This window comes from Bacillus sp. 204(2023) (assembly GCF_037027505.1).
Classification (GTDB): domain Bacteria; phylum Bacillota; class Bacilli; order Bacillales; family Bacillaceae; genus Bacillus; species Bacillus subtilis.
The window spans coordinates 390,644-411,056 of the sequence record NZ_JAXCHE010000001.1 but is presented as its reverse complement, the minus strand read 5'-3'; the positions used below and the strand labels follow the sequence as shown (position 1 = coordinate 411,056).

Genomic DNA, 20,413 nt, shown 5'->3' with positions numbered 1-20,413 from the left:
GGTACATTTTAATGCACCGATTTTTTAGGTTAAGAAGACAAACGCATGTGTTCAGTTATTTCATCCTCAACCACACGGACAAACTGTCCTTCGTTGTAAGGATAACCTGCTTTTAGGATTTTGACTTTTACGATTTTGCCGATCATATCTTCCGTACCTTTGAAAACAACCTTCATATAATTGTCTGTGTAACCGACAAACATATTTTCTTCTTCTGTTTCCTTAAACGCTTCCTCAGGGATAATCTCAAGCACTTCATTTTCATACTGAGAAGCGTATTCTTTTGCAAGCTGGTCAGAAAGAGCAATCAGGCGGTGCACACGTTCGTTTTTCACGTTTTCATCCACTTGGTCTTCCATTCGCGCAGCTGGTGTTCCTGTACGTTTACTGTAAGGGAAAACATGCAGCTCAGAGAATTTATGTTCTTTAATAAAGTTATAGGTTTCCATAAATTCTTCTTCTGTTTCTCCAGGGAATCCGACGATAACATCAGAAGTAACAGCTAAGCCTGGCAGTGCTTTTTGCAATTTATTTAAACGGTCTGCAAAGAATTCCATTGTATATTTGCGTCTCATCCGTTTAAGCACTGTGTTTGATCCGGATTGGATAGGAATATGCAAATGATTCACTATCTTATCTGAGCGGTCTAAGACCTCGATCACTTCGTCAGTGATTTGGCTGGCTTCGATTGAAGAAATTCTGATCCGTTTCACGCCTTCCACACGGGTGTCTAATTCGCTCAAAAGCTTCGCGAAGTTGTAATCTTTCATATCTTCGCCGTAGCCGCCTGTATGAATACCCGTAAGAACAATTTCCTTATATCCGGCATCGACAAGCTGCTGCGCTTGTTTAATGACTTCTTCAGGGTCGCGGGAGCGGAGCAGGCCTCTCGCCCACGGAATGATACAGAATGTGCAGAAATTATTGCAGCCCTCCTGTATTTTCAATGACGCTCTTGTCCGGTCCGTGAAAGCAGGCACATCAAGCTCTTCATATACTCTTGCTTTCATGATGTTGCTGACACCGTTAATCGGCTGGCGTTCTTCTCGATATTGGTCAATGTAGCCAAGCATTTTTTCACGGTCCTGTGTTCCGACTACAATGTCGACACCGGGGATCGCCATAATCTCAGCAGGTGAGGTTTGCGCATAGCAGCCTGTGACACAGATGACACCGTCAGGATTTTGACGAATGGCGCGTCTGATCACTTGGCGGCTTTTTTTATCTCCCGTATTTGTAACCGTACATGTATTAATGACATATACATCAGCTGTTTGTTCAAAGTCTCTTCTTTCATAGCCCGCTTCTTTGAAAAGCTGCCAGATTGCTTCTGTTTCATAATGGTTGACTTTACAGCCAAGCGTATGGAAAGCAACAGTTGCCATTACTGATCACCTCTTAATAACTCTGTTTGATAAGAAATCGCGCTCAACGCGTATAGCGGAGCGGTTTCTGTCCTTAAAATTCTCGGTCCAAGGCCGCACGTCACACCGTCTTGCTCTGTGAGCCGTTCAACCTCCGCTTCTGTTAAACCGCCTTCGGGACCAAATACGATCAATAGAGATGATCCTTTCGGAAGGCTGCTTACAATCGCGCTGAATGCGCTTATTTCCCCTTGCTTCGATGACTCCTCGTATGCAACGACACATTTATCGAAATCCTGCATCCTTTGAAGAAGCTGCTGAAAAGAATGGACATCCATTACTCGCGGCACTTCGTTACGGTACGATTGCTCAGCCGCTTCCTTTGCAATTTTCGTCCATCTTTCCCGCTTTTTCTTTGCCTTTTTGTCATCCAACTTGACAACAGAACGCGCGGCTTGGAAAGGAATAAAGGCATGAGCTCCGAGCTCAGTCCCCTTTTGGATAATCCATTCAAGCTTATCTCCTTTCGGAAGGCCGCTCGCAATATAGACCTTTATCGGAAGCTCTCTGTTTTCATTCGTCCATTCTATCACAAGGCAGGACACTTTATCTTTGGAAACAGATTGAAGTTCACATTTTGCCTCGAAGCCGTCTTGAGAGCAGCAGATAATCTGATCTCCCTCATTCATTCTCATCACGTTCACAATATGATGAACATCTTCGCCGGTAATCGAAAAAGCCGGCGCTTCCTCTATTTGCTGCTTCGTGAGCTCGATAAAATATCGTTGCATACGCTGTGACACCTACTAACTGTTATTTTTTCGCAATAATGCTGACCCAATCTTCCATTGAAAGGATTTCTACAATGGTAAAGCCAGCTTGTTCCAGTGCTTCTTTTACTTCTTGTTTTTTATGACCGATGATTCCTGACGTAATAAAGTGGCCGCCTTCTTTTAACAGGCTGTACGCTTGTGAAGTAAAGCGAAGAATGACTTCAGCCAAAATGTTGGCCACAATCACATCATGTTCCCCTTCAATCCCGTCTAACAAATTGTTTTGCTTCACTTGAGCAATATCACTGACTTTGTTCAGCTTGAGATTGAGGCGTGCACTTTCTACAGCCACGGGATCAAGATCGTAGGCATGAACCGATTCAGCCTCAAGCATTGCAGCCGCAATACTTAAAATTCCCGAACCAGTGCCGACATCAATCACCTTATCACCCTTTTGCACAAAGCGTTCAAGCGCCTGAATGCAGAGTACGGTTGTCGGATGTGTCCCTGTGCCGAAAGCCATTCCCGGGTCCATTTCAATAATCAGTTCATCAGTATGGACCGGCGTATATTCCTCCCACGTCGGCACAATTGTAAACTTTTCAGAAATTTTCACAGGATGATAATACTTTTTCCAGGCAGTCGCCCACTCTTCTTCATTTACTTCAGAAATAGTGATGTGGTTTCTGCCCAAATCAATATTGTAAAGAAGGAGATTATTAATCGTTTCTTTGATGCCGTCTACAGTTTCGCCCAGAAAACTGTTAACCGGCAGATATGCTTTGACAATGACACCCTCATCTGGGTAATCATTGGGGTCGAGCTGGTAGATTTCCCCGTACACATTCTCACGTTCTTTAATTAAATCAAGCGGGTCCTCTATCACAACCCCACTTGCACCAGCTTCATGCAATATATTTGAGATAGGTTCGACCGCTTCATGTGTTGTGTGAATGCTTAATTCGGACCATTTCAAAACTACCAACTCCTCATCCAATAATTAATCGCCTTTAAACGCGCGTTTTACCTTGTCAAAGAAACTCATTTCCTGTTCGTCAGGCAGGTTTCCGCTGACTTCGGCAAATTCGCGGATAATGTCTTTTTGTTTATCTGTCAGATTTGTCGGCGTAACGACGCGGACGACGATATGCTGGTCACCCTGTCCATAGCCTCTGACATTTTGAACGCCTTTGCCTCTTAATCTAAATTTCGTTCCTGTTTGTGTACCGGCCGGAATTTTCAATTTCACTTTTCCATGCAGCGTCGGCACTTCCACCTCATCTCCAAGAGCAGCCTGAGCAAACGTTAACGGCATTTCACAGTAAATATCATCGCCGTCACGCTCGAAGAACTCGTGTGCGCGTACATGGAACACGACAAATAAATCCCCGGCAGGGCCGCCGTTTATTCCTGGTTCACCCTGTCCCGAGAGACGAAGCTGCTGCCCGTCATCTACACCGGCTGGAATTGTCACATTGATTTTCTTGCGTTTTTTGATTTTTCCTTTGCCGCCGCAGTCCGCACATTTGTTTTTAATGATTTTGCCTGTACCTTCACAGTGGTGGCAGACCCGTCTGTTAACGACTTTTCCAAACGGTGTATTTTGCTCCACGTTTAACTGGCCGGAGCCTCCGCAGTGGGAGCATGTTTCTGGATTTGTTCCAGGTTTCGCACCTGAGCCTTTACATGTCTCGCACGTTTCCTCGCGGGGAATTTCGATGGTTGTTTCTTTACCGAAAGCCGCATCCTCAAACGACAGGGTCATCGTATACTGTAAATCAGCACCCTGGCGCGGAGCATTTGGATCTCTCCGTCTTGTGCCTCCGCCGAAAATACTTGAGAAAATATCATCGAAACCAAAACCGCCGAAATCGCCGCCGCCAAAACCTCCGCCGCCGAAGCCTTGGTTAGGATCAGTGTGACCAAATTGATCGTAATGCGCTCGTTTTTGGTCATCTGACAGCGTTTCGTACGCTTCTTTTACCTCTTTAAATTTTTCATCTGATCCGGCTTCTTTGTTAATATCAGGATGATATTTTTTTGACAGCTTCCGATAAGCTTTTTTAATTTCATCCTTTGAAGCGCTCTTACTTACTCCCAGCACTTCATAGTAATCACGCTTACTCATCTCGCTTCACTCTCCCGAATTTCTCACATAAATTAGATTGTATCATTTTGAATTATGATTTTTCAATTCCTTTTATCCCGGGCAAGAAAAAAAAGTCAAAGCCAAGAGATGCCTGACTTTGACTTTCTAATCATTGAATCAGATTATGAAATGTGTTCTTTTCGGTCAGCTCCGGAAGCGGGGCTGACACTAAAAAGAACTTATTTTTTGTTTTGGTCGTCGTTTACTTCTTCGTATTCAGCGTCGACAACGTTGTCATCTGCTTTGCCTTCAGCGTTTGCTCCGCCTTGAGCTTGCTGTGCTTTAGCAGCTTCTTCATAAAGCTTCATAGAAAGCTCTTGAACGATTGTTTGAAGCTCATCTTTTTTCGCTTTGATCTCTTCAAATTCGTTTTTCTCAATCGCTGCTTTTAAAGCGTCTTTGGCATCGTTGGCTTTTTTCACTTGTTCTTCGTCCACTTTGCCTTCAAGATCTTTTAATGTTTTCTCAGTTTGGAAAACAAGCTGATCTGCTTCGTTGCGGACTTCGATTTCTTCTTTTTTCTTCGCATCTGCGTCAGCATTTTCTTCCGCTTCTTTTACCATGCGTTCGATCTCTTCATCTGAAAGACCTGAAGAAGATTTGATTGTAATGTTTTGTTCTTTTCCTGTGCCTAAGTCTTTTGCTCTTACGTTTACGATACCGTTTTTGTCAATATCGAAAGAAACTTCGATTTGAGGCACGCCGCGAGGTGCTGGCGGGATATCAGTAAGCTGGAAGCGGCCGAGTGTTTTGTTGTCGGCAGACATTGGGCGCTCACCTTGAAGAACGTGGATATCAACAGCTGTTTGGTTATCAGCAGCAGTTGAGAACACTTGAGATTTGCTTGTCGGGATCGTCGTGTTGCGGTCGATCAGTTTTGTAAACACGCCGCCCATCGTTTCGATACCGAGAGAAAGCGGTGTAACGTCAAGAAGAACAACGTCTTTTACGTCACCTGTGATAACGCCGCCCTGAATCGCAGCACCAAGCGCTACAACTTCATCCGGGTTTACGCCTTTATGCGCTTCTTTTCCAGTTTCTTTTTTGATTGCTTCTTGTACGGCAGGGATACGAGTTGATCCGCCGACAAGGATGACTTTGTCGATTTCGCTTGCAGAAAGTCCTGCATCTTGAAGCGCTTGACGGACAGGACCCATTGTGCGCTCTACTAAATGAGAAGAAAGCTCTTCGAATTTAGCGCGAGTTAATGTAAGTTCAAGGTGAAGCGGTCCTGCTTCTCCAGCTGTGATAAACGGTAAAGAAATTTGCGTAGAAGATACGCCGGAAAGATCTTTTTTCGCTTTTTCAGCTGCGTCTTTCAAACGCTGAAGCGCCATTTTGTCTTTTGACAAATCAATGCCGTTTTCTTTTTTGAATTCAGACACAAGATGATCGATGATAACTTGGTCAAAATCGTCCCCGCCCAGACGGTTGTCGCCGGCAGTTGAACGAACTTCGAATACACCGTCGCCAAGCTCAAGGATGGAAACGTCGAATGTACCGCCGCCAAGGTCGTATACTAGGATCGTTTGATCTTCATCTGTTTTATCAAGTCCATATGCAAGCGCTGCTGCAGTTGGCTCGTTGATGATACGTTCTACTTCAAGACCTGCAATTTTACCAGCGTCTTTTGTTGCTTGGCGCTCAGCATCGTTAAAGTATGCAGGAACTGTGATAACTGCTTTTGATACTGTTTCGCCAAGATAGCTTTCAGCGTATGATTTGAGGTGTTGAAGGATGATAGCAGACACTTCTTGTGGAGTGTAATCCTTTCCTTCAATTTCAACTTTATAATCAGTACCCATATGACGTTTGACTGACATAATTGTGTTAGGGTTTGTAATAGATTGGCGTTTAGCCACTTCCCCTACTTGGCGTTCGCCGTTTTTGAATGCAACAACTGATGGCGTTGTGCGGTTTCCTTCAGCGTTAGCAATCACTTTAGGCTCGCCGCCTTCAAGCACTGCCACACATGAGTTTGTTGTTCCTAAGTCGATTCCGATAACTTTACTCACTTGAATAACCTCCTGCTATGTAATTATTGATTCACTTTGACCATGGAAGGGCGAATGACGCGATCCTTCAGCTTATAGCCTTTTTGCATTTCCTCAACAACAATGTTGGAGCCGTAATTTTCGTCTTCAGCCTGCATAACGGCTTGGTGCAGATTAGGATCAAATTCCTGCCCTACAGCTTCGATGGCTTCGACGCCTTCTTTTTTCAAGGCTTCTACGAGCTGACGGTGGACCATTTCCATTCCCTGGAGCAAACTTTTCGTCTGTTCATTGTCGGCTTCAACCTGAAGCGCTCGTTCAAAGCTGTCAAGAGCCGGCAGCAAATCAGTCACGATATTTTGAGAACGGTATTTTTGGGACGCTTCCATCTCTAAACGGCTGCGTCGTTTATAGTTTTCAAAGTCTGCTTGAACACGCAAAAGTTTGTTTTCTTTTTCCTCAAGCAAACCTTGCAATTCGTTAATTTGGTTTTGAAGAAGTTCGCTTTCATTTGTTTCTTCCTGCTGTTCATCAGCGGCAGCTTGTTCTTCAATGATTTCTTGCTCTTCTGTTTCGTTTTGTTCAACGGTTTGTTTTTCTTCTGACATTGTGTTCACCTCCCTCAAAGTGTAAGGAGAAGGACAGGTGCTGCCCTTCGATAAAATTTGCCAAAATTCCCTTATTCATCATACAGACTTGTTAATGCTTTTGACAAGTCCGAAGTCACATGCTGAAGCAGGCTGACAACCCTGGAATAATTCATGCGGGTCGGGCCGATAATCGCAATTGAGCCGATCTGCTTCTGGTCTACGGAATAAGAAGCCGTAATCAGACTGCAATTTTCCATCTCTTCATAGTCGTTTTCTTTTCCGATTTTAATCGAAATTCCCGTGTGCGGGGATTGAACCAGCTTTAAAACATCCTGTTCTTTCTCAATTAATGAAAGGAGCGACCGAACTCGGGTGATATCATGGAACTCCGGCTGGTTCAGCATATTGATTTTCCCGCCAAAAAACAACTTTTCAACGTGATTTGTGGAATGAAAGGTTGAACGAAGCGCGTCGAGTATATTGTCATAGTTCTTAATGTGCTGTCTTAGGTACATGACAACTTCCTTAAATATGCGCTCATTCAGTTCATCCATTGGAACGCCGCTTAAACGGTCGTTCAGTATATTGACCAGTTTTTCAATATCAGACAGATCCATTTTGGTCGGAAAGTTAATCGTTTTGTTTTCCACATGCCCCGTATTGGTAACGAGAATCGCTACCGCCATATCAGGCTGAATCGGAATGATTTGAATCTGTTTAAGGTAATTCTCACTCAGCTTCGGCCCGAGTACGATGGATGTGTAATTCGTCAGATCGGACAAAATTTGCGCTGATTTTTGAACTGTCTTCTCCAGCTCGAAAATTTTCTCTTTGAAGATCGAGTGGATTTGGTCCAGGTCGCTTTTCGTCAGTTTGACGGGTGACAGCAAATGGTCAACATAGTACCGATACCCTTTTTCTGACGGAACACGTCCTGAGGATGAATGGGTTTTTTCAATAAAGCCCAATTCCTCCAAGTCAGCCATCTCGTTTCTTATTGTTGCAGAGCTAAATGTGATTTCATCTTTTTTCGAAAGAGTTCTTGATCCCACCGGCTGTGCCGATTTAATAAAATCGTTGATTATAACCTGAAGGATCAGCAGCTGACGATTTGTTAACATCATCATCACCTCTGTTAGCACTCTCAATAAGCGAGTGCTAATTCTATAACAAAAGTATCAAACCACAAGAAAAATGTCAATTATAACTCACCCAAAAAAGCGCCAAAAACTTCATTGCCTAATAATTTCCCTTGATGAGTCAAATAAACGGCAGACTCCGAATTGTGAATCAGCCCTTTTTCAGCGAGGTCTTTTAATACGCTTGGGAAAAGTCCATCCAGGGAGCGGCCGTATTTTTCTGCGAATCGTTTTTTGCTGACACCGGCTGTTTTTCTCAAACCTAAAAACATTTCTTCCTCAATCTGTTCTTCTGTTGTCACTTCATGTGTATCTCTGTACGGAAAACCCTTTTCAGCTATCAGGTCAATGTAATGCTTAACAGGTCCGACGTTCACTGTTCGTGTGCCGCCAATATATCCGTGAGCGCCGGCTCCGAAACCGAAATATTGTTCGTTGCTCCAATACGTTAGATTGTGCTTAGATTCCATGCCTGCCTTAGCAAAGTTGCTGATTTCATATTGATGAATGCCGTGAGCTTCCATCTGGCTCATCACCATTTCATACATTTCAGCTTCCTGCTCCTGCGGCGGAAGATGAAGCCGCCCTTTTTGCATCAAATTATAAAATACCGTTTTCGGTTCTACAATAAGGGAGTAAACGGAATAATGCTCGGCGTCCAATGATAAAGCAGTGTTTATGGAATGTTCCAGATGCTTGAGGGTTTGCCCCGGAAGCCCGAACATGAGATCAAGACTGATATTCTCAAAACCGATTTCCCGCGCTCTTTCAAAAGAGGTGAATACATCTTTTTGCTTGTGCACTCGGCCGATTTTTTCTAACAGATCGTCTTCGAACGTTTGCACACCAAAGCTGAGGCGATTTACGCCTGCTTCTTTTAATATTTTTAATTTCTCTGCGGACAAGTCGTCCGGATTCGCTTCAACCGCAAATTCCGATAAGTCGCTTGAGGGCTTCAGCACGCGGTTGATCATATCCATCAGCTTTTTGAGCTGTTCCTCAGACAGGGAGGTTGGCGTGCCTCCTCCGACAAAGATTGTTTTAAGATCAGGTTGCCCAGTTTTTGCTATTGTATTTATCATTTCCTGTTCGAGTGCGTTTAAATACTCGTCGACTGGCTGACTTTGAATAAAATATTTATTGAAATCGCAGTAGTGGCAAATATGCTCACAAAATGGAATATGGATATAAGCTGATTTCAACGGATTCACCTTCTTTACAGAAAGAAGCCGCAGTACAAGACTGCGGCGGCTTCTATTGTTTTTTCGGACTGTCGTCCATTTTCAGAACTGCCATAAATGCTTCTTGCGGCACTTCAACTGAGCCGACCTGCTTCATCCGGCGTTTTCCTTCTTTTTGTTTTTCAAGAAGTTTCCGTTTACGCGAGATGTCCCCTCCGTAACATTTAGCCAATACGTTTTTACGCATTGCTTTTATGGTAGAGCGGGCCACGATTTTCTGGCCGATTGCGGCTTGTACCGGAACTTCAAACTGCTGGCGCGGAATGAGTTCTTTCAGTTTTTCAACGATCACTTTTCCGCGTTCATATGCGTAATCACGATGCACGATAAAGGAAAGGGCATCGATTTTTTCACCATTCAGCATAATGTCCATTTTCACAAGCTTCGACGGTTTGTAGCCGATCAGTTCATAATCAAAGGACGCATAGCCTTTAGTGCTTGATTTCAGCTGATCAAAAAACTCATATACGATTTCGGCTAATGGCATATCATAAATGATGCTGACACGGTTTGCGTCTAAATACTGCATATCAATAAAATTGCCGCGTTTTCCTTGGCAAAGCTCCATTACAGCGCCGACATAGTCATTCGGCACCATCATCGTCGCTTTTACGTATGGCTCCTCAACCCTTTCGATCTTTTGAGGATCCGGCATGTTGGACGGGTTGTCGACAACGACCTTTTCGCCGTCTGTCATATACACGTCATAGATAACGCTTGGCGCTGTTGTAATCAGGTCGATGTTGAACTCACGCTCAATTCGCTCCTGAATGATCTCCATGTGAAGCATGCCTAAAAATCCGCAGCGGAACCCGAATCCAAGCGCTTGCGAAGTTTCCGCTTCATATTGAAGGGAGGAATCATTCAGCTCAAGCTTTTCAAGAGCTTCCCTTAAATCATTATACTTCGCTGTATCAATCGGATACAAACCACAGTACACCATCGGGTTTAGCTTGCGGTATCCCGGCAGCGCTTCTTCTGCAGGATTGGCAGCGCTCGTTATTGTATCACCGACACGTGTGTCACCGACATTTTTGATTGAGGCAGTCAGGAAGCCTACATCACCGACCGTCAGTTCATTTGTCGGAGTTGCTTTCGGCGTGAACACGCCCACCTCTGTTACTTCGAATTCTTTGCCGGTTGCCATCATTTTGATTTTTTGTCCCGGCTTTACCGTTCCTTCAACGACTCTGATATAAGCCACGACACCGCGGTAGGCGTCATAAAGCGAGTCGAAGATCAGCGCTTTGAGCGGCGCCTCCGGATCTCCGGTCGGAGCTGGCACCTTTTCTACGATTTGTTCTAAAATCTCCTCAATCCCGATACCGGCTTTTGCTGAAGCAAGCACGGCTTCTGATGCGTCAAGGCCGATAACGTCTTCTACCTCTTGGCGCACACGTTCGGGCTCGGCGCTCGGAAGGTCGATTTTATTGATGACCGGAAGGATTTCAAGATCGTTGTCAAGCGCTAAGTAGACATTGGCGAGCGTCTGCGCTTCAATCCCCTGGGCTGCATCCACGACAAGAATCGCTCCCTCGCAGGCAGCAAGGCTTCGGGATACTTCATACGTGAAGTCGACGTGTCCCGGCGTATCGATTAGATGAAAGATATATTCTTCTCCGTCTTTTGCTTTATATTTAAGCTGAACAGAGTTTAATTTAATGGTTATGCCCCGCTCACGTTCAAGATCCATAGAATCGAGCAATTGTTCTTTCATTTCTCGTTGAGTGATTGCCGACGTTTTTTCTAAAATACGATCCGCTAAGGTCGATTTTCCGTGGTCAATATGGGCAATGATAGAGAAATTCCGTATTCTCGATTGCCTCTCTAAACGCTTTTCTTTATCTGTCACAATCTATCACTCCTACTATTAAACGCAAAATACACTAGCTTAGATTATATCAATAGGATTGTAAAGATTCAATGTAAAACAAGAAAGAGAAAAGTTCCCTATCATATCTGGGCTGCTTTTCTCTTTCACGTACTTATTGATTCATATCCCGTATCCATTCATACATTGACTGGGCAGTATTGGTTACGGTGTTCGAAAGCGCTTGTCCGGCTTTTGAAAACATATTGAACGTCTCCACCTTTTCCAGCTCTTTTTGTTTTTCTTCTAAATCTTTTGCCGTGACTGTTTCTCCTAGGATAGAGGCTTCTTTTTCATTATCATCTCCGTCGGTGAGCGTAAACGCCCCCTTCAGTGATGGGTCATGATAGCCTTTCATACTCAGCATCCCGTTGTTTGCCTGCTGCATGCCGAACAGAACGCCTAAAAACATGATCGTGACAAGCAGTAAGCATTTTCCAAAGTATGCAATCAAATCAACCACCTATTTCTTATTGTTTTTTCGTCTCCCCGCTCGCTGCGTTGACCTTTTCAGCATCCCAGTACATTTCGCTGAATACGTCCGCGGCCGCGTTAGCCGCACGCTGCAGCTCTTCGAGATTATTATCTACTCCGCCAAACTCGAGCAAAAGCGCTCTATCGGTTAAATCCTGATTGTAAACACCATTATCGCCTGGCGAGCCTTTGGAAAAGACACCTGTGCTAAGTCCGGGGTATTTTTTCTCCATCAGTTTATGAAGCTCACTTGCAATTTTATAGTTTTCTTCGAAGTTTTTGCTTTTTTTCCCGACGACAAAGGCTACCCTGGCATAGCTTTTTCCTTTAATCGTTGCAGTTGTGTCTTTTTTGCGCCGAGAGTCTCTGTGGATGTCAATGATATATTGCAGATTTTTGTTTAAAGCGAGGGCGTCTTTCACGACCGGCCTTGATTCATCATAGGACCTGGCATAGTTTAAGCCTTTTTTATTCAATTTTGACTGTATATCGGTTTTATTCACTGTGGCTCCGATTCCCTGGGATTCAAGCGCTTGTCCGAACATATCTCCTACAAGCGTGACGTTGGCTTTAGAATGGCGCGCCATGTCAGGATCGGTCTCGCCTTTTAATAGAGGGAGATACGATTCCGTATTGTGCGTGTGATAGATAAACACGACCTTTTTATCACCTGTTGTTTGTTTGGGCGGATCTTTTTGCGCATTATCTGATTGCGACTGCTGTTTTTCAATCTCTGCCAAATTCGCTTCCCTTTCTTCCTCCATCACCTTAGACGGCGGCGGCGATTCCGCAGGCATATTCGTATAATCCGTCCCTTGTCCAGCTAATAAAATCTCGGTATCAAATTGTGCAAACCCTGGCAGCTCCCGACCGAGAAAGCTCCGCGGATCTTCGAGGTTAATGCTCGTCGCCAGCTTTAAAGAAAGACGAGAAAGATGAAATGAGCTGTCTGTTTGAGAGAGGTCAGAAGCGAAATAATGGTTTTCCATCCGCAGCAAATGTGCAAATACGTCACCCGGCAATTCTTCAGCAATCCCATAAAAAGAGTCAGACGACGGCCTAAGTTCCGGCCGGAGAGACGTCAGCACACCGGATAGAACAAAAATCACGATAAGGCTTACGATAAATAGAAAAATGGCTTTTACCGCTTTCCCTCCATTTACCGCAACAACAATCTGTCTGTTTCTGCGTTTATTTCTCATTGAATCCCTCCAGCGCTTGTCTAGTAATTACTCTATGAACAAGCTAGAGGAAGTAGAACTGTTTAGTGATTGTAGGAGCCTTTGTTTTCTTGTGACACTTTTTCATGAAGCGCTGTGTTTAGTCCGTTCGCTAAAACATTTGCCATATCGTCGATAAATGAATCGACTTCCTTCGGCGTAACCATTAAGTTGTGCCCTAAAGGCGAAAGCACCTCGTGAATGAGCTGCCGTTTTTCATCTTCTTGAAGGGTTCCGACAATCCCTAGGAACGATTGGCGCTGCTTTTGATCGGGAAGATCTTCTTCAGTGAGCACTTTCTTTTTCCCAAACGTCATGCCTGCCGGAACAAGCGATCTTGATGGCCTGTTATCCTTCATTTCTCTGCCAAAATGTTTTAATATGTAGTCCACCGTGTCGCTGGCAATTGTCACGGCATCAACTACTGTCGGAACACCGATAGCAATCACTGGAACACCAAGCGTGTCTTTGCTTAAATCTTTTCGTTTATTCCCCACTCCAGATCCCGGGTGAATGCCTGTATCCGATATTTGAATGGTTGTGTTGACCCTTTCCACCGCCCGCGCCGCCAACGCATCAATGGCGATGACAAAATCAGGCTTCGATTGCTCAATCACACCTTTAATAATGTCACTTGTTTCGATTCCTGTTATCCCCATGACACCCGGTGCAAATGCACTGACAGGCCTGTAACCCTCCTGTACGTTTTCCGGCTGAAGCTTAAACAAGTGCCTTGTTACCAACAGATTTTCTACTGCCATCGGTCCAAGCGCGTCAGGTGTCACGTTCCAGTTCCCGAGCCCAACGATCAAACAGCTCGCATCTTTTGAGATATTAAGGTTTTCAAGAAAAGCTGAGAATTCCTCCGCAAAGACAGCAGAGACCTTCTCCTGCATTTCTGAATCATTCTCCCTGATTCCCTGTGCTTCAAGCGTTAAATAGCGCCCTTCTTTTTTTCCCGAAAGCTCTGCGCCTTCCTTTGTAACATCAACTGTGCGGATTTTAATGCCGCCGTGATCACGCTCTTTTTCAATAAAGCCTTTAATTTCTTTTGTCGGCACAGCCTGCTGATTGGCCATTGCTTCCTTCGTTTCCACTGCCAAATCGGTCCGTATCAAATACTGATTCACATCCAGCTCACTCTTTTTCATACAGGGGCCTCCTTCACATTAAGTACCTATATTGTTGCCATTTGCTGAATGAATCATGCTAAAAAGAGAACCTTCAATGAAAAATACTTTACATTTATATTGCAATCTAAAGGTGTGTTTGATAGAATACAATTTGTTCTATTGTGAAGAAGATTTAACCTTAAGACACTGTGCTACAGGTTGTATCTTAGGAGGTGAAACACATGCCAAACATTAAATCAGCGATTAAACGTACAAAAACAAACAACGAACGCCGCGTTCATAACGCGACAATCAAATCTGCTATGCGTACTGCAATCAAACAAGTTGAAGCTTCTGTTGCCAACAACGAAGCTGACAAAGCGAAAACTGCTCTTACTGAAGCAGCTAAACGTATTGATAAAGCAGTGAAAACAGGTCTTGTACACAAAAATACCGCAGCTCGATACAAATCAAGACTAGCGAAAAAAGTGAACGGACTTTCTGCATAATATAAAAACGATCCTCAATAATGGGGATCGTTTTTTTCATTTCTTTTTAACAGCTGTAAAAGGAACAGTTCGAGCAGGAGCTGCTTGTCCTTTTTCCCGGTTTTCATCTCATAGTCCATGACGGCAAGCTGTTCAATAATTGAACGGAGCTCCTCCTCTGAAAAAAGCCTTGCTTGATCCATCGCCAGCTTTACCCGAAATGGGTGAACTTTTAGATTAGAAGCGATTTGTTTTTGTCCGTATCCCTGTTCCGCGAAGTACTTTGTCTGCAGAATCAGCCGGAACTGGTTCGAAATAAGCGCCATAATTTTGATCGGTTCTTCATTTTGTTTTAGCAAATCATAAAAAATTTGCAGACTCTCTGTTCGTTTTCTGTTGACGATTTTATTGATCAGCTCAAAAATATTTTGTTCAAGGCTTCTAGCAACAAGCATTTTCACATCATCCAGCGTAATTTCTTCACGATCTCCAATAAACGTGCAGAGCTTTTGAATCTCCTGAAAAATCGATGACAGATGCCCGTTCACAAGCAGAACCAAATGCTCCGCCGCTTCCGTGCCGATTGTTTTCTGCTCTGTTTTTGCAAGGTTGACAGTAAAGTCTGTCGTTTCCTTTGCGTTTAATTCCTTCGCCTCCATCATAAACGCGTGCTTCTTTAACGCTTTCGTCAGCTTTTTCCGCTCATCAAGCTTTTCATACGGAGCAAGCAGGACAAAGACTGTGTAAGGAGCAGGTGATTGTATATATGATTCAAGCGCACTGACGTTGTGCTCAATTTTTTCTTTTTTCTTTTCACCTGTTAAAAAATATGGATTTTTCACAATGACAAGACGCCGCTCTCCCATAAACGGAAACGTTTCAGCATCTGCAATTGCTTGATCCAGCGGGTCCTCTTCCAGATCAAAAACGGACAGATTGAAATCCTTTGTCTCCTGATCAACGACCGTCTGTCTGATCCTGCTGACGGTTTCTTGCAGCAGATATGTCTCTTTTCCGTATAAACAATAAACTGGATGGACATCTCCTTTTTTCAGGCTTTTCCACACATCAAATACCATTGTTGTACGACTTCCTCTCTTTCATCATCCCCTTCTATCCTAAATTGAGTTTGCAAAATAGTAAAGAGGAAGCCTGACTGCTGCTTCCCCATTTATATTAAACGCCTGTTCGCAAGCCCCCGGGACAGCTTGTAAAAAGGCGATAATCACCAGAACAGAAAACGTTACCTTAGCTTCTAGATTTTTCAAAACAATTCCATTATACTTAAGTCAGTCAGGAGGGATAAAGTTGAATGATTTTGAAAAAAACGTTCAAAGCAAACGAAATGATGCTGTAGATTCAGCTGTTGGTTTTGTTGTGTCCTTCGGATTTTTCGCCTTCTTGTTTGTCATGGCAACGGTTATTCACCTAGTTGGTTCATAACAGCGACTGCCCGGGCTGCTGATTTCTCGGCAGTCTTTTTTAGTTCGTCTCTGTTATATCTGATGTATCATATGGAGGATAGACAGAAAAGGTTCCAACTCTGTTTTTGTATCTATATTGGATCGTTCCGTTTTGATCTGTTCGCAGCACGCGGATAGAATGTCTCTGTAATAGTTGCAGAACTTCTTGATGAGGATGATGGTACCGATTGTTTTTCCCAGCTGAGATAATGGCCGTTTCCGGCTGAAGCTGTTGGATGAATTCTTCACCGGTAGAGCCTTTGCTCCCATGGTGCCCCACCTTTAAGACATCTGCTTTCATATTTGGAAACACGTTCATCACCTCCTGTTCCCCTTCTTTCTCCAGATCACCCGTCAAGATCCAGCTCATACCGCCCGTCTCCATCCACAGAACGAGAGAGGAATTATTTTTGCTTGCCGGATCAGGTGCTCCAGGTGACAGTACATGGAACTGCAAATCCTTTATTTGCAATACATCGCCTCGCTTCACCTCTTCAATTGTCACTCCCTCTTCTCTGGCTGTCTGCAGCACTTTCTCATCTTTAGGTTCAGAAACGAACCCTTTCGGAATCACGAGGCGCTTTATTTTATGATGCTTCAGCAGAGTCTCCGCCTCTCCGATATGATCTTGGTCAGCGTGCGTCAGAATTAAAGCGTCAAGCTGTTTGATTCCCTTAGCAGTTAAAAACGGAATCAGCACCTTTTCCCCCAGTGAAAACGGATGCTGTTTTTCGCGCCAAGGCTCTGACGAGTAAGACAAAGTGCCGCCGGTATCAATTAAGACACGCCCCCGCTGATGCGGAGCACCTACAAACATGCTGTCACCCTGTCCAATATCTATCATATCCACTTCTCCTTCGGAACTAAGACACGGATATATAAAGAGCAGAAACAGCACCGTGCAGCAAATGCCTCCGGTTACCATCAACTGCGACAAGGAGCGTTTTTCAATCGCCATAAGCAATAGGATGATCGTGACCGTGAATAAAAAAAGCAAAACAGGTGCAGGATGTGCGATCATAATCGTGAACACTTCAACATCTGCAATGTTTGTGATTAGCCTATTGGTCCAGCTTATCAATAAATCAAACCAGCTGAAAAACAATCTCCCAAACGAAGCGGAAAGACTTAATAGAAGAACACCTGCTACAGCTCCCGGCAAAATACAGAAGGTATAAAATGGTACCATCAACATATTCATCGGTACGCTGATGATAGAAAACTGATGAAAATGATATAGGAGAATCGGAAGCGAGCCCAGCTGAGCGATGAGTGATACAATTGTCAGCTGCCCCAAGGAGGTTTTAACCTGCTGAAAAATAGAAGAGGATAGAATTAAAGAAAAACTGACGGCGAACGATAGCTGAAAACCGGCTTCAAAGAGATGATAAGGATTGAAGAGCAGAAGGACGATGTATGAAAGACAAATTGCAGTTGCAGAGTGGACACGCCATTTGACAAGGCTTCCAGCTAAGTAAACACCCGACATGAGAGCGGCGCGTAGCACTGAAGGAGCAGCACCGGTCAACATCACATAGAGCGGCAGAAATAACAGCAACAGAATTGACGCCTTTTCTCTAGTTATACCAAGGCGAATCATGATATAAAACAAACCTGCTGTCAAAATCCCCACGTGGAGTCCTGATATTGCCAAGAGATGGACAACACCAAGATTTTGATACGCGGTAAGCACTTCATCCTCCACATAAAATCTGTCACCAACTGTAAGTGCCTGTACAATCCCTGCCGAATCAGGAGGCAAAAGGCTGTTTGTGAATGATATGATATGTTTTCTCAAGCTGAGCACCTTGTACTTAAAATTTTCAGGTTCGCTGCAGTTTTGGATAGACGTGACAGAGTAGTTCCAATGAATATGCTGCCGATAAAGATACTCGTTATAATCAAATGCACCCGGCACAGTTGCGTGATTCGGTTCTTCCAATGTACCAGTCAACTCACATGACATTCCTGGTTCTATGTATAACAGCTGTTCTTTTTCACCAGCAGACTGAATGCGATACGCAGCAGCCCATTTTTCCTTATCAGGTGTCTTAACCATCATAGACATACGGTCGCCGTCAATTTTGGGAATAGTGTCAATCACTGCCTTGAATTGATAGGTTCCCTGCCGATAGGAAGAGACATTCTGAGAATCTGTGACTGCATACAGTACAAAAAACAATATAAAAGAGAAGAAACAAACAATAATAAGAAAAGCGTGCCTCGTTTTGATTAAAATGATGAGGAGAAAGAGGATGAAAAGAAAAATAGCGGGGAAATAAGCGGCGGCAGTAATTCCAGCCGTTGCCGAAGCTGCCGCCATAGGCAATAACAAACGCGAATTACGCATTCATCACACGTAGCTCGTGAAAAGTGTATTCGCCTGTTCATGTATCTTTTTCAATTCTTCCTCCGCTAAACCGGCATCGGCCAATTTCCCTATAAGACCCGCTACAAATGAAAGCTTTTCTCTGTTTTTCAGATCAACGATCATTTCATCGAGTTCAACCTGTTCAACAGTTACACCCGCCTGTTCAAATAATTCCTGCGCATACGGATGTGTTTTGTAATCCTCAGCATAATAAACTGTTTTGATACCAGCTTGAATAATAGATTTGCAGCATTGAATGCACGGATAATGCGTCACATAAATCTCAGCTCCATCAGTCGGCACCCCAAACTTAGAGCATTGAAGAATCGCATTCATTTCAGCGTGAATGGTTCTTGCGCAATGATCATCTATCATTAAGCATCCTTCATCTGCACAATGTACGCCGCCCGCGATTGACCCGTTGTAGCCTCCTGCTATCATGCGTTTGTCTCTGACTATAGTAGCGCCGACAGATAATCTCGGACATGTGCTGCGCAGCGCCAATAAATGGCTTTGAGCCATAAAGTATTGATTCCATGAAATTCGTTCCACGTTGTTCCCTCCAAATGTTGTGTTGCCTGACCTATAGTTTACCTATCATAATGCATGACCGTCAAATCACTTTACTGTAATGGAAGACTTTATTTTCTCAAATGACTTTTCACCTATTCCTGAAACCTTAGTGATATCTTCAATTGTTTGGAAACGCCCTTTTTCTTCCCGGTATGCAATAATAGCTTCAGCTTTGGATGGCCCCACCCCTGAGATGCCTTGTAACTCCTCTAAGGTTGCTGTATTGATATTCACCAGCGCTCCCTTCCCTCCATCGCTTTGGACAGACCCTCCGCCACCTTGCTGCACTGCTGTTTCCTCTCCCTTTTTCGGGATGTACACCACTGTCCCGTCCTGCAGAATCTCCGCCAAATTTACTTGCGCTTCGTCTGCTTGTTCACTGGTCCCGCCCGCTTTCTCAATTGCCTGAGATACTCTGTCCCCTGTTCGCATTTCATAAACGCCAGGATGCTGAACAGCACCTTTGATGTCTATCACAATTGTTTCGCTTGACTCGTCGTTGTTTGCTTCCTGCTTTACCACTGTATTTTCTGTCTCTGTTGGTACAGCTTGCTTCACCGGCTCTTTATTTTTCCCTGTGGCCAGAACGATCATAATCGCTGTGAAAACAGCCGCAGAAGCCGCTAAAATAATTGCTTTCTTATGCTGATTCAACCAATTCATCGTGCATGTTCCCCGCTTTCGTCATATTTTATTTTCATAACACATATGGTTTAGAGGATAATAGCTCAAAGGAGGGGAAACCATTGAAGATAGGCTTTATCGGCACAGGAAATATGGGTACGATCCTTATCGAATCATTTATTGAATCAAAAGCGGCCGATCCCTCAAACATAACAATCACAAACCGCACAATTGAAAAAGCGTTGCACATAAAAAAACGCTACAACAGCATAAACGTTACCGAAAGTCTCGAAAAGCTCGTTTCTGAAAATGAGATGATTTTTATTTGTGTTAAGCCGCTTGATATATATCCTTTACTGGCAAGAGCGCTACCTTATTTAAGAAAAGATCATATTCTCATTTCAATTACAAGCCCCGTTCAAACCGAACAGTTCGAACAATATGTGCCGTGTCAAGTGGCGCGAGTGATCCCAAGTATTACGAACAGAGCGCTGGCAGGTGTTTCTCTCGTCACGTTCGGCACAAGCTGCGGCGAATCTGCAAAAACGAAAATCAATAAGCTGATGCAGCATATCTCTCATCCGCTGCAAATTGAAAGTGACATCACAAGGGTTGCATCAGACATCGTAAGCTGCGGCCCCGCTTTTATGAGCTATCTGATTCAGCGGTTTATAGATGCAGCTGTCACGGAAACATCAGTATCTAAACAGGACGCGATTTTGATGTGTAAGGAAATGCTTGTCGGAATGGGAAAACTGTTAGAAACCGAATTGTATACCTTGCCTGCATTACAGGAAAAGGTTTGCGTTAAAGGCGGTGTAACAGGAGAAGGCATTAAAGCGCTGGAAAGCGGTGTGCAGGATATGTTTCACCGGGTATTTCAAAATACTCATATGAAGTACGAGGAGGATATTTCCGCAGTGAAAAAGCAGTTTCATGTGTAGACGAGTATGTCATACTTTTGTCTG

20 protein-coding genes are annotated in these 20,413 nt (G+C 44.0%); 3 read left to right on the top strand and 17 right to left on the bottom strand.

Features of this window, described 5'->3' with window-relative positions:
• Positions 1-29: 29 nt before the first annotated feature.
• The 12 genes from mtaB to gpr form a co-directional block, all read right to left on the bottom strand.
• Positions 30-1,385: a tRNA (N(6)-L-threonylcarbamoyladenosine(37)-C(2))-methylthiotransferase MtaB gene (mtaB, locus tag WA279_RS02195; RefSeq protein ID WP_336154110.1), complete on the bottom strand. Its 1,356-nt coding sequence runs from the start codon at positions 1,383-1,385 to the stop codon at positions 30-32.
• The gene (locus WA279_RS02190; protein ID WP_015384126.1) at positions 1,385-2,155 is read right to left on the bottom strand and encodes a 16S rRNA (uracil(1498)-N(3))-methyltransferase; all 771 of its coding nucleotides are present in this window, start codon (positions 2,153-2,155) and stop codon (positions 1,385-1,387) included. The genes mtaB and WA279_RS02190 overlap by 1 nt, the downstream gene beginning before the upstream one ends.
• A gap of 22 nt (positions 2,156-2,177) precedes the next feature.
• A complete protein-coding gene (prmA, locus tag WA279_RS02185; protein ID WP_004398884.1) occupies positions 2,178-3,113 on the bottom strand; it encodes a 50S ribosomal protein L11 methyltransferase in 936 nt (311 codons plus the stop codon).
• 24 nt (positions 3,114-3,137) lie between these two features.
• A complete protein-coding gene (gene dnaJ, locus WA279_RS02180; RefSeq protein ID WP_003230010.1) occupies positions 3,138-4,265 on the bottom strand; it encodes a molecular chaperone DnaJ in 1,128 nt (375 codons plus the stop codon).
• A 200-nt stretch (positions 4,266-4,465) separates the two neighbouring features.
• On the bottom strand, positions 4,466-6,301 hold the full coding sequence (gene dnaK / locus WA279_RS02175) for a molecular chaperone DnaK (protein ID WP_014477380.1): 1,836 nt from the start codon (positions 6,299-6,301) through the stop codon (positions 4,466-4,468).
• A gap of 23 nt (positions 6,302-6,324) precedes the next feature.
• Positions 6,325-6,888, bottom strand: coding sequence for a nucleotide exchange factor GrpE (grpE, locus tag WA279_RS02170; protein WP_003230005.1), 564 nt, complete (start codon positions 6,886-6,888; stop codon positions 6,325-6,327).
• Positions 6,889-6,959: 71 nt separating this feature from the next.
• Positions 6,960-7,991, bottom strand: coding sequence for a heat-inducible transcriptional repressor HrcA (gene hrcA, locus WA279_RS02165; RefSeq protein WP_003246126.1), 1,032 nt, complete (start codon positions 7,989-7,991; stop codon positions 6,960-6,962).
• A gap of 80 nt (positions 7,992-8,071) precedes the next feature.
• On the bottom strand, positions 8,072-9,211 hold the full coding sequence (gene hemW / locus WA279_RS02160) for a radical SAM family heme chaperone HemW (protein ID WP_336154105.1): 1,140 nt from the start codon (positions 9,209-9,211) through the stop codon (positions 8,072-8,074).
• Between the two features lie 52 nt (positions 9,212-9,263).
• A complete protein-coding gene (gene lepA / locus WA279_RS02155; protein ID WP_003229999.1) occupies positions 9,264-11,102 on the bottom strand; it encodes a translation elongation factor 4 in 1,839 nt (612 codons plus the stop codon).
• 133 nt (positions 11,103-11,235) lie between these two features.
• Positions 11,236-11,574 (bottom strand): YqxA family protein, encoded by a 339-nt coding sequence (locus WA279_RS02150; protein WP_063335451.1) that lies wholly within the window; start codon positions 11,572-11,574, stop codon positions 11,236-11,238.
• Positions 11,575-11,590: 16 nt separating this feature from the next.
• Positions 11,591-12,796: a spore autolysin SpoIIP gene (gene spoIIP / locus WA279_RS02145; protein WP_336154101.1), complete on the bottom strand. Its 1,206-nt coding sequence runs from the start codon at positions 12,794-12,796 to the stop codon at positions 11,591-11,593.
• A gap of 62 nt (positions 12,797-12,858) precedes the next feature.
• Positions 12,859-13,965, bottom strand: a complete 1,107-nt coding sequence (gene gpr / locus WA279_RS02140) for a GPR endopeptidase (protein ID WP_014480309.1) — start codon at positions 13,963-13,965, stop codon at positions 12,859-12,861.
• Between the two features lie 203 nt (positions 13,966-14,168).
• Here gpr and rpsT point away from each other — a divergent pair, with 203 nt between their 5' ends.
• Positions 14,169-14,435 (top strand): 30S ribosomal protein S20, encoded by a 267-nt coding sequence (rpsT, locus tag WA279_RS02135; RefSeq protein ID WP_003229989.1) that lies wholly within the window; start codon positions 14,169-14,171, stop codon positions 14,433-14,435.
• Between the two features lie 14 nt (positions 14,436-14,449).
• Here rpsT and holA read toward each other — a convergent pair whose 3' ends face one another.
• The gene (gene holA / locus WA279_RS02130) at positions 14,450-15,493 is read right to left on the bottom strand and encodes a DNA polymerase III subunit delta (RefSeq protein ID WP_029317888.1); all 1,044 of its coding nucleotides are present in this window, start codon (positions 15,491-15,493) and stop codon (positions 14,450-14,452) included.
• A 39-nt stretch (positions 15,494-15,532) separates the two neighbouring features.
• Entirely contained in the window at positions 15,533-15,682 is a 150-nt protein-coding gene (locus tag WA279_RS02125; protein WP_003229985.1) for a hypothetical protein, read from the bottom strand.
• Between the two features lie 40 nt (positions 15,683-15,722).
• Here WA279_RS02125 and WA279_RS02120 point away from each other — a divergent pair, with 40 nt between their 5' ends.
• Positions 15,723-15,857, top strand: coding sequence for a YqzM family protein (locus WA279_RS02120; protein ID WP_003229983.1), 135 nt, complete (start codon positions 15,723-15,725; stop codon positions 15,855-15,857).
• Between the two features lie 39 nt (positions 15,858-15,896).
• On the opposite strand, the gene WA279_RS02115 is transcribed toward WA279_RS02120, so the two are convergent.
• The 3 genes from WA279_RS02115 to comEA form a co-directional block, all read right to left on the bottom strand.
• Entirely contained in the window at positions 15,897-18,227 is a 2,331-nt protein-coding gene (locus WA279_RS02115; protein ID WP_336154097.1) for a DNA internalization-related competence protein ComEC/Rec2, read from the bottom strand.
• A gap of 3 nt (positions 18,228-18,230) precedes the next feature.
• Positions 18,231-18,800, bottom strand: coding sequence for a ComE operon protein 2 (locus tag WA279_RS02110; RefSeq protein WP_003229978.1), 570 nt, complete (start codon positions 18,798-18,800; stop codon positions 18,231-18,233).
• A 66-nt stretch (positions 18,801-18,866) separates the two neighbouring features.
• Positions 18,867-19,484 (bottom strand): competence protein ComEA, encoded by a 618-nt coding sequence (comEA, locus tag WA279_RS02105; RefSeq protein ID WP_336154096.1) that lies wholly within the window; start codon positions 19,482-19,484, stop codon positions 18,867-18,869.
• A gap of 83 nt (positions 19,485-19,567) precedes the next feature.
• Between comEA and comER the strand changes: the two genes are divergently transcribed.
• Positions 19,568-20,389, top strand: a complete 822-nt coding sequence (gene comER, locus WA279_RS02100; protein ID WP_336154095.1) for a late competence protein ComER — start codon at positions 19,568-19,570, stop codon at positions 20,387-20,389.
• Positions 20,390-20,413 lie beyond the last annotated feature (24 nt).

Bases quoted from the DNA above. Each gene is read 5' to 3' on its own strand.
- mtaB (WP_336154110.1), bottom strand. From the start codon at position 1,385: ATGGCAACTGTTGCTTTCCATACGCTTGGCTGTAAAGTCAACCATTAT.
- WA279_RS02190 (WP_015384126.1), bottom strand. From the start codon at position 2,155: ATGCAACGATATTTTATCGAGCTCACGAAGCAGCAAATAGAGGAAGCG.
- dnaJ (WP_003230010.1), bottom strand. From the start codon at position 4,265: ATGAGTAAGCGTGATTACTATGAAGTGCTGGGAGTAAGTAAGAGCGCT.
- grpE (WP_003230005.1), bottom strand. From the start codon at position 6,888: ATGTCAGAAGAAAAACAAACCGTTGAACAAAACGAAACAGAAGAGCAA.
- hrcA (WP_003246126.1), bottom strand. From the start codon at position 7,991: ATGTTAACAAATCGTCAGCTGCTGATCCTTCAGGTTATAATCAACGAT.
- spoIIP (WP_336154101.1), bottom strand. From the start codon at position 12,796: ATGAGAAATAAACGCAGAAACAGACAGATTGTTGTTGCGGTAAATGGA.
- gpr (WP_014480309.1), bottom strand. From the start codon at position 13,965: ATGAAAAAGAGTGAGCTGGATGTGAATCAGTATTTGATACGGACCGAT.
- rpsT (WP_003229989.1), top strand. From the start codon at position 14,169: ATGCCAAACATTAAATCAGCGATTAAACGTACAAAAACAAACAACGAA.
- holA (WP_029317888.1), bottom strand. From the start codon at position 15,493: ATGGTATTTGATGTGTGGAAAAGCCTGAAAAAAGGAGATGTCCATCCA.
- WA279_RS02115 (WP_336154097.1), bottom strand. From the start codon at position 18,227: ATGCGTAATTCGCGTTTGTTATTGCCTATGGCGGCAGCTTCGGCAACG.
- comEA (WP_336154096.1), bottom strand. From the start codon at position 19,484: ATGAATTGGTTGAATCAGCATAAGAAAGCAATTATTTTAGCGGCTTCT.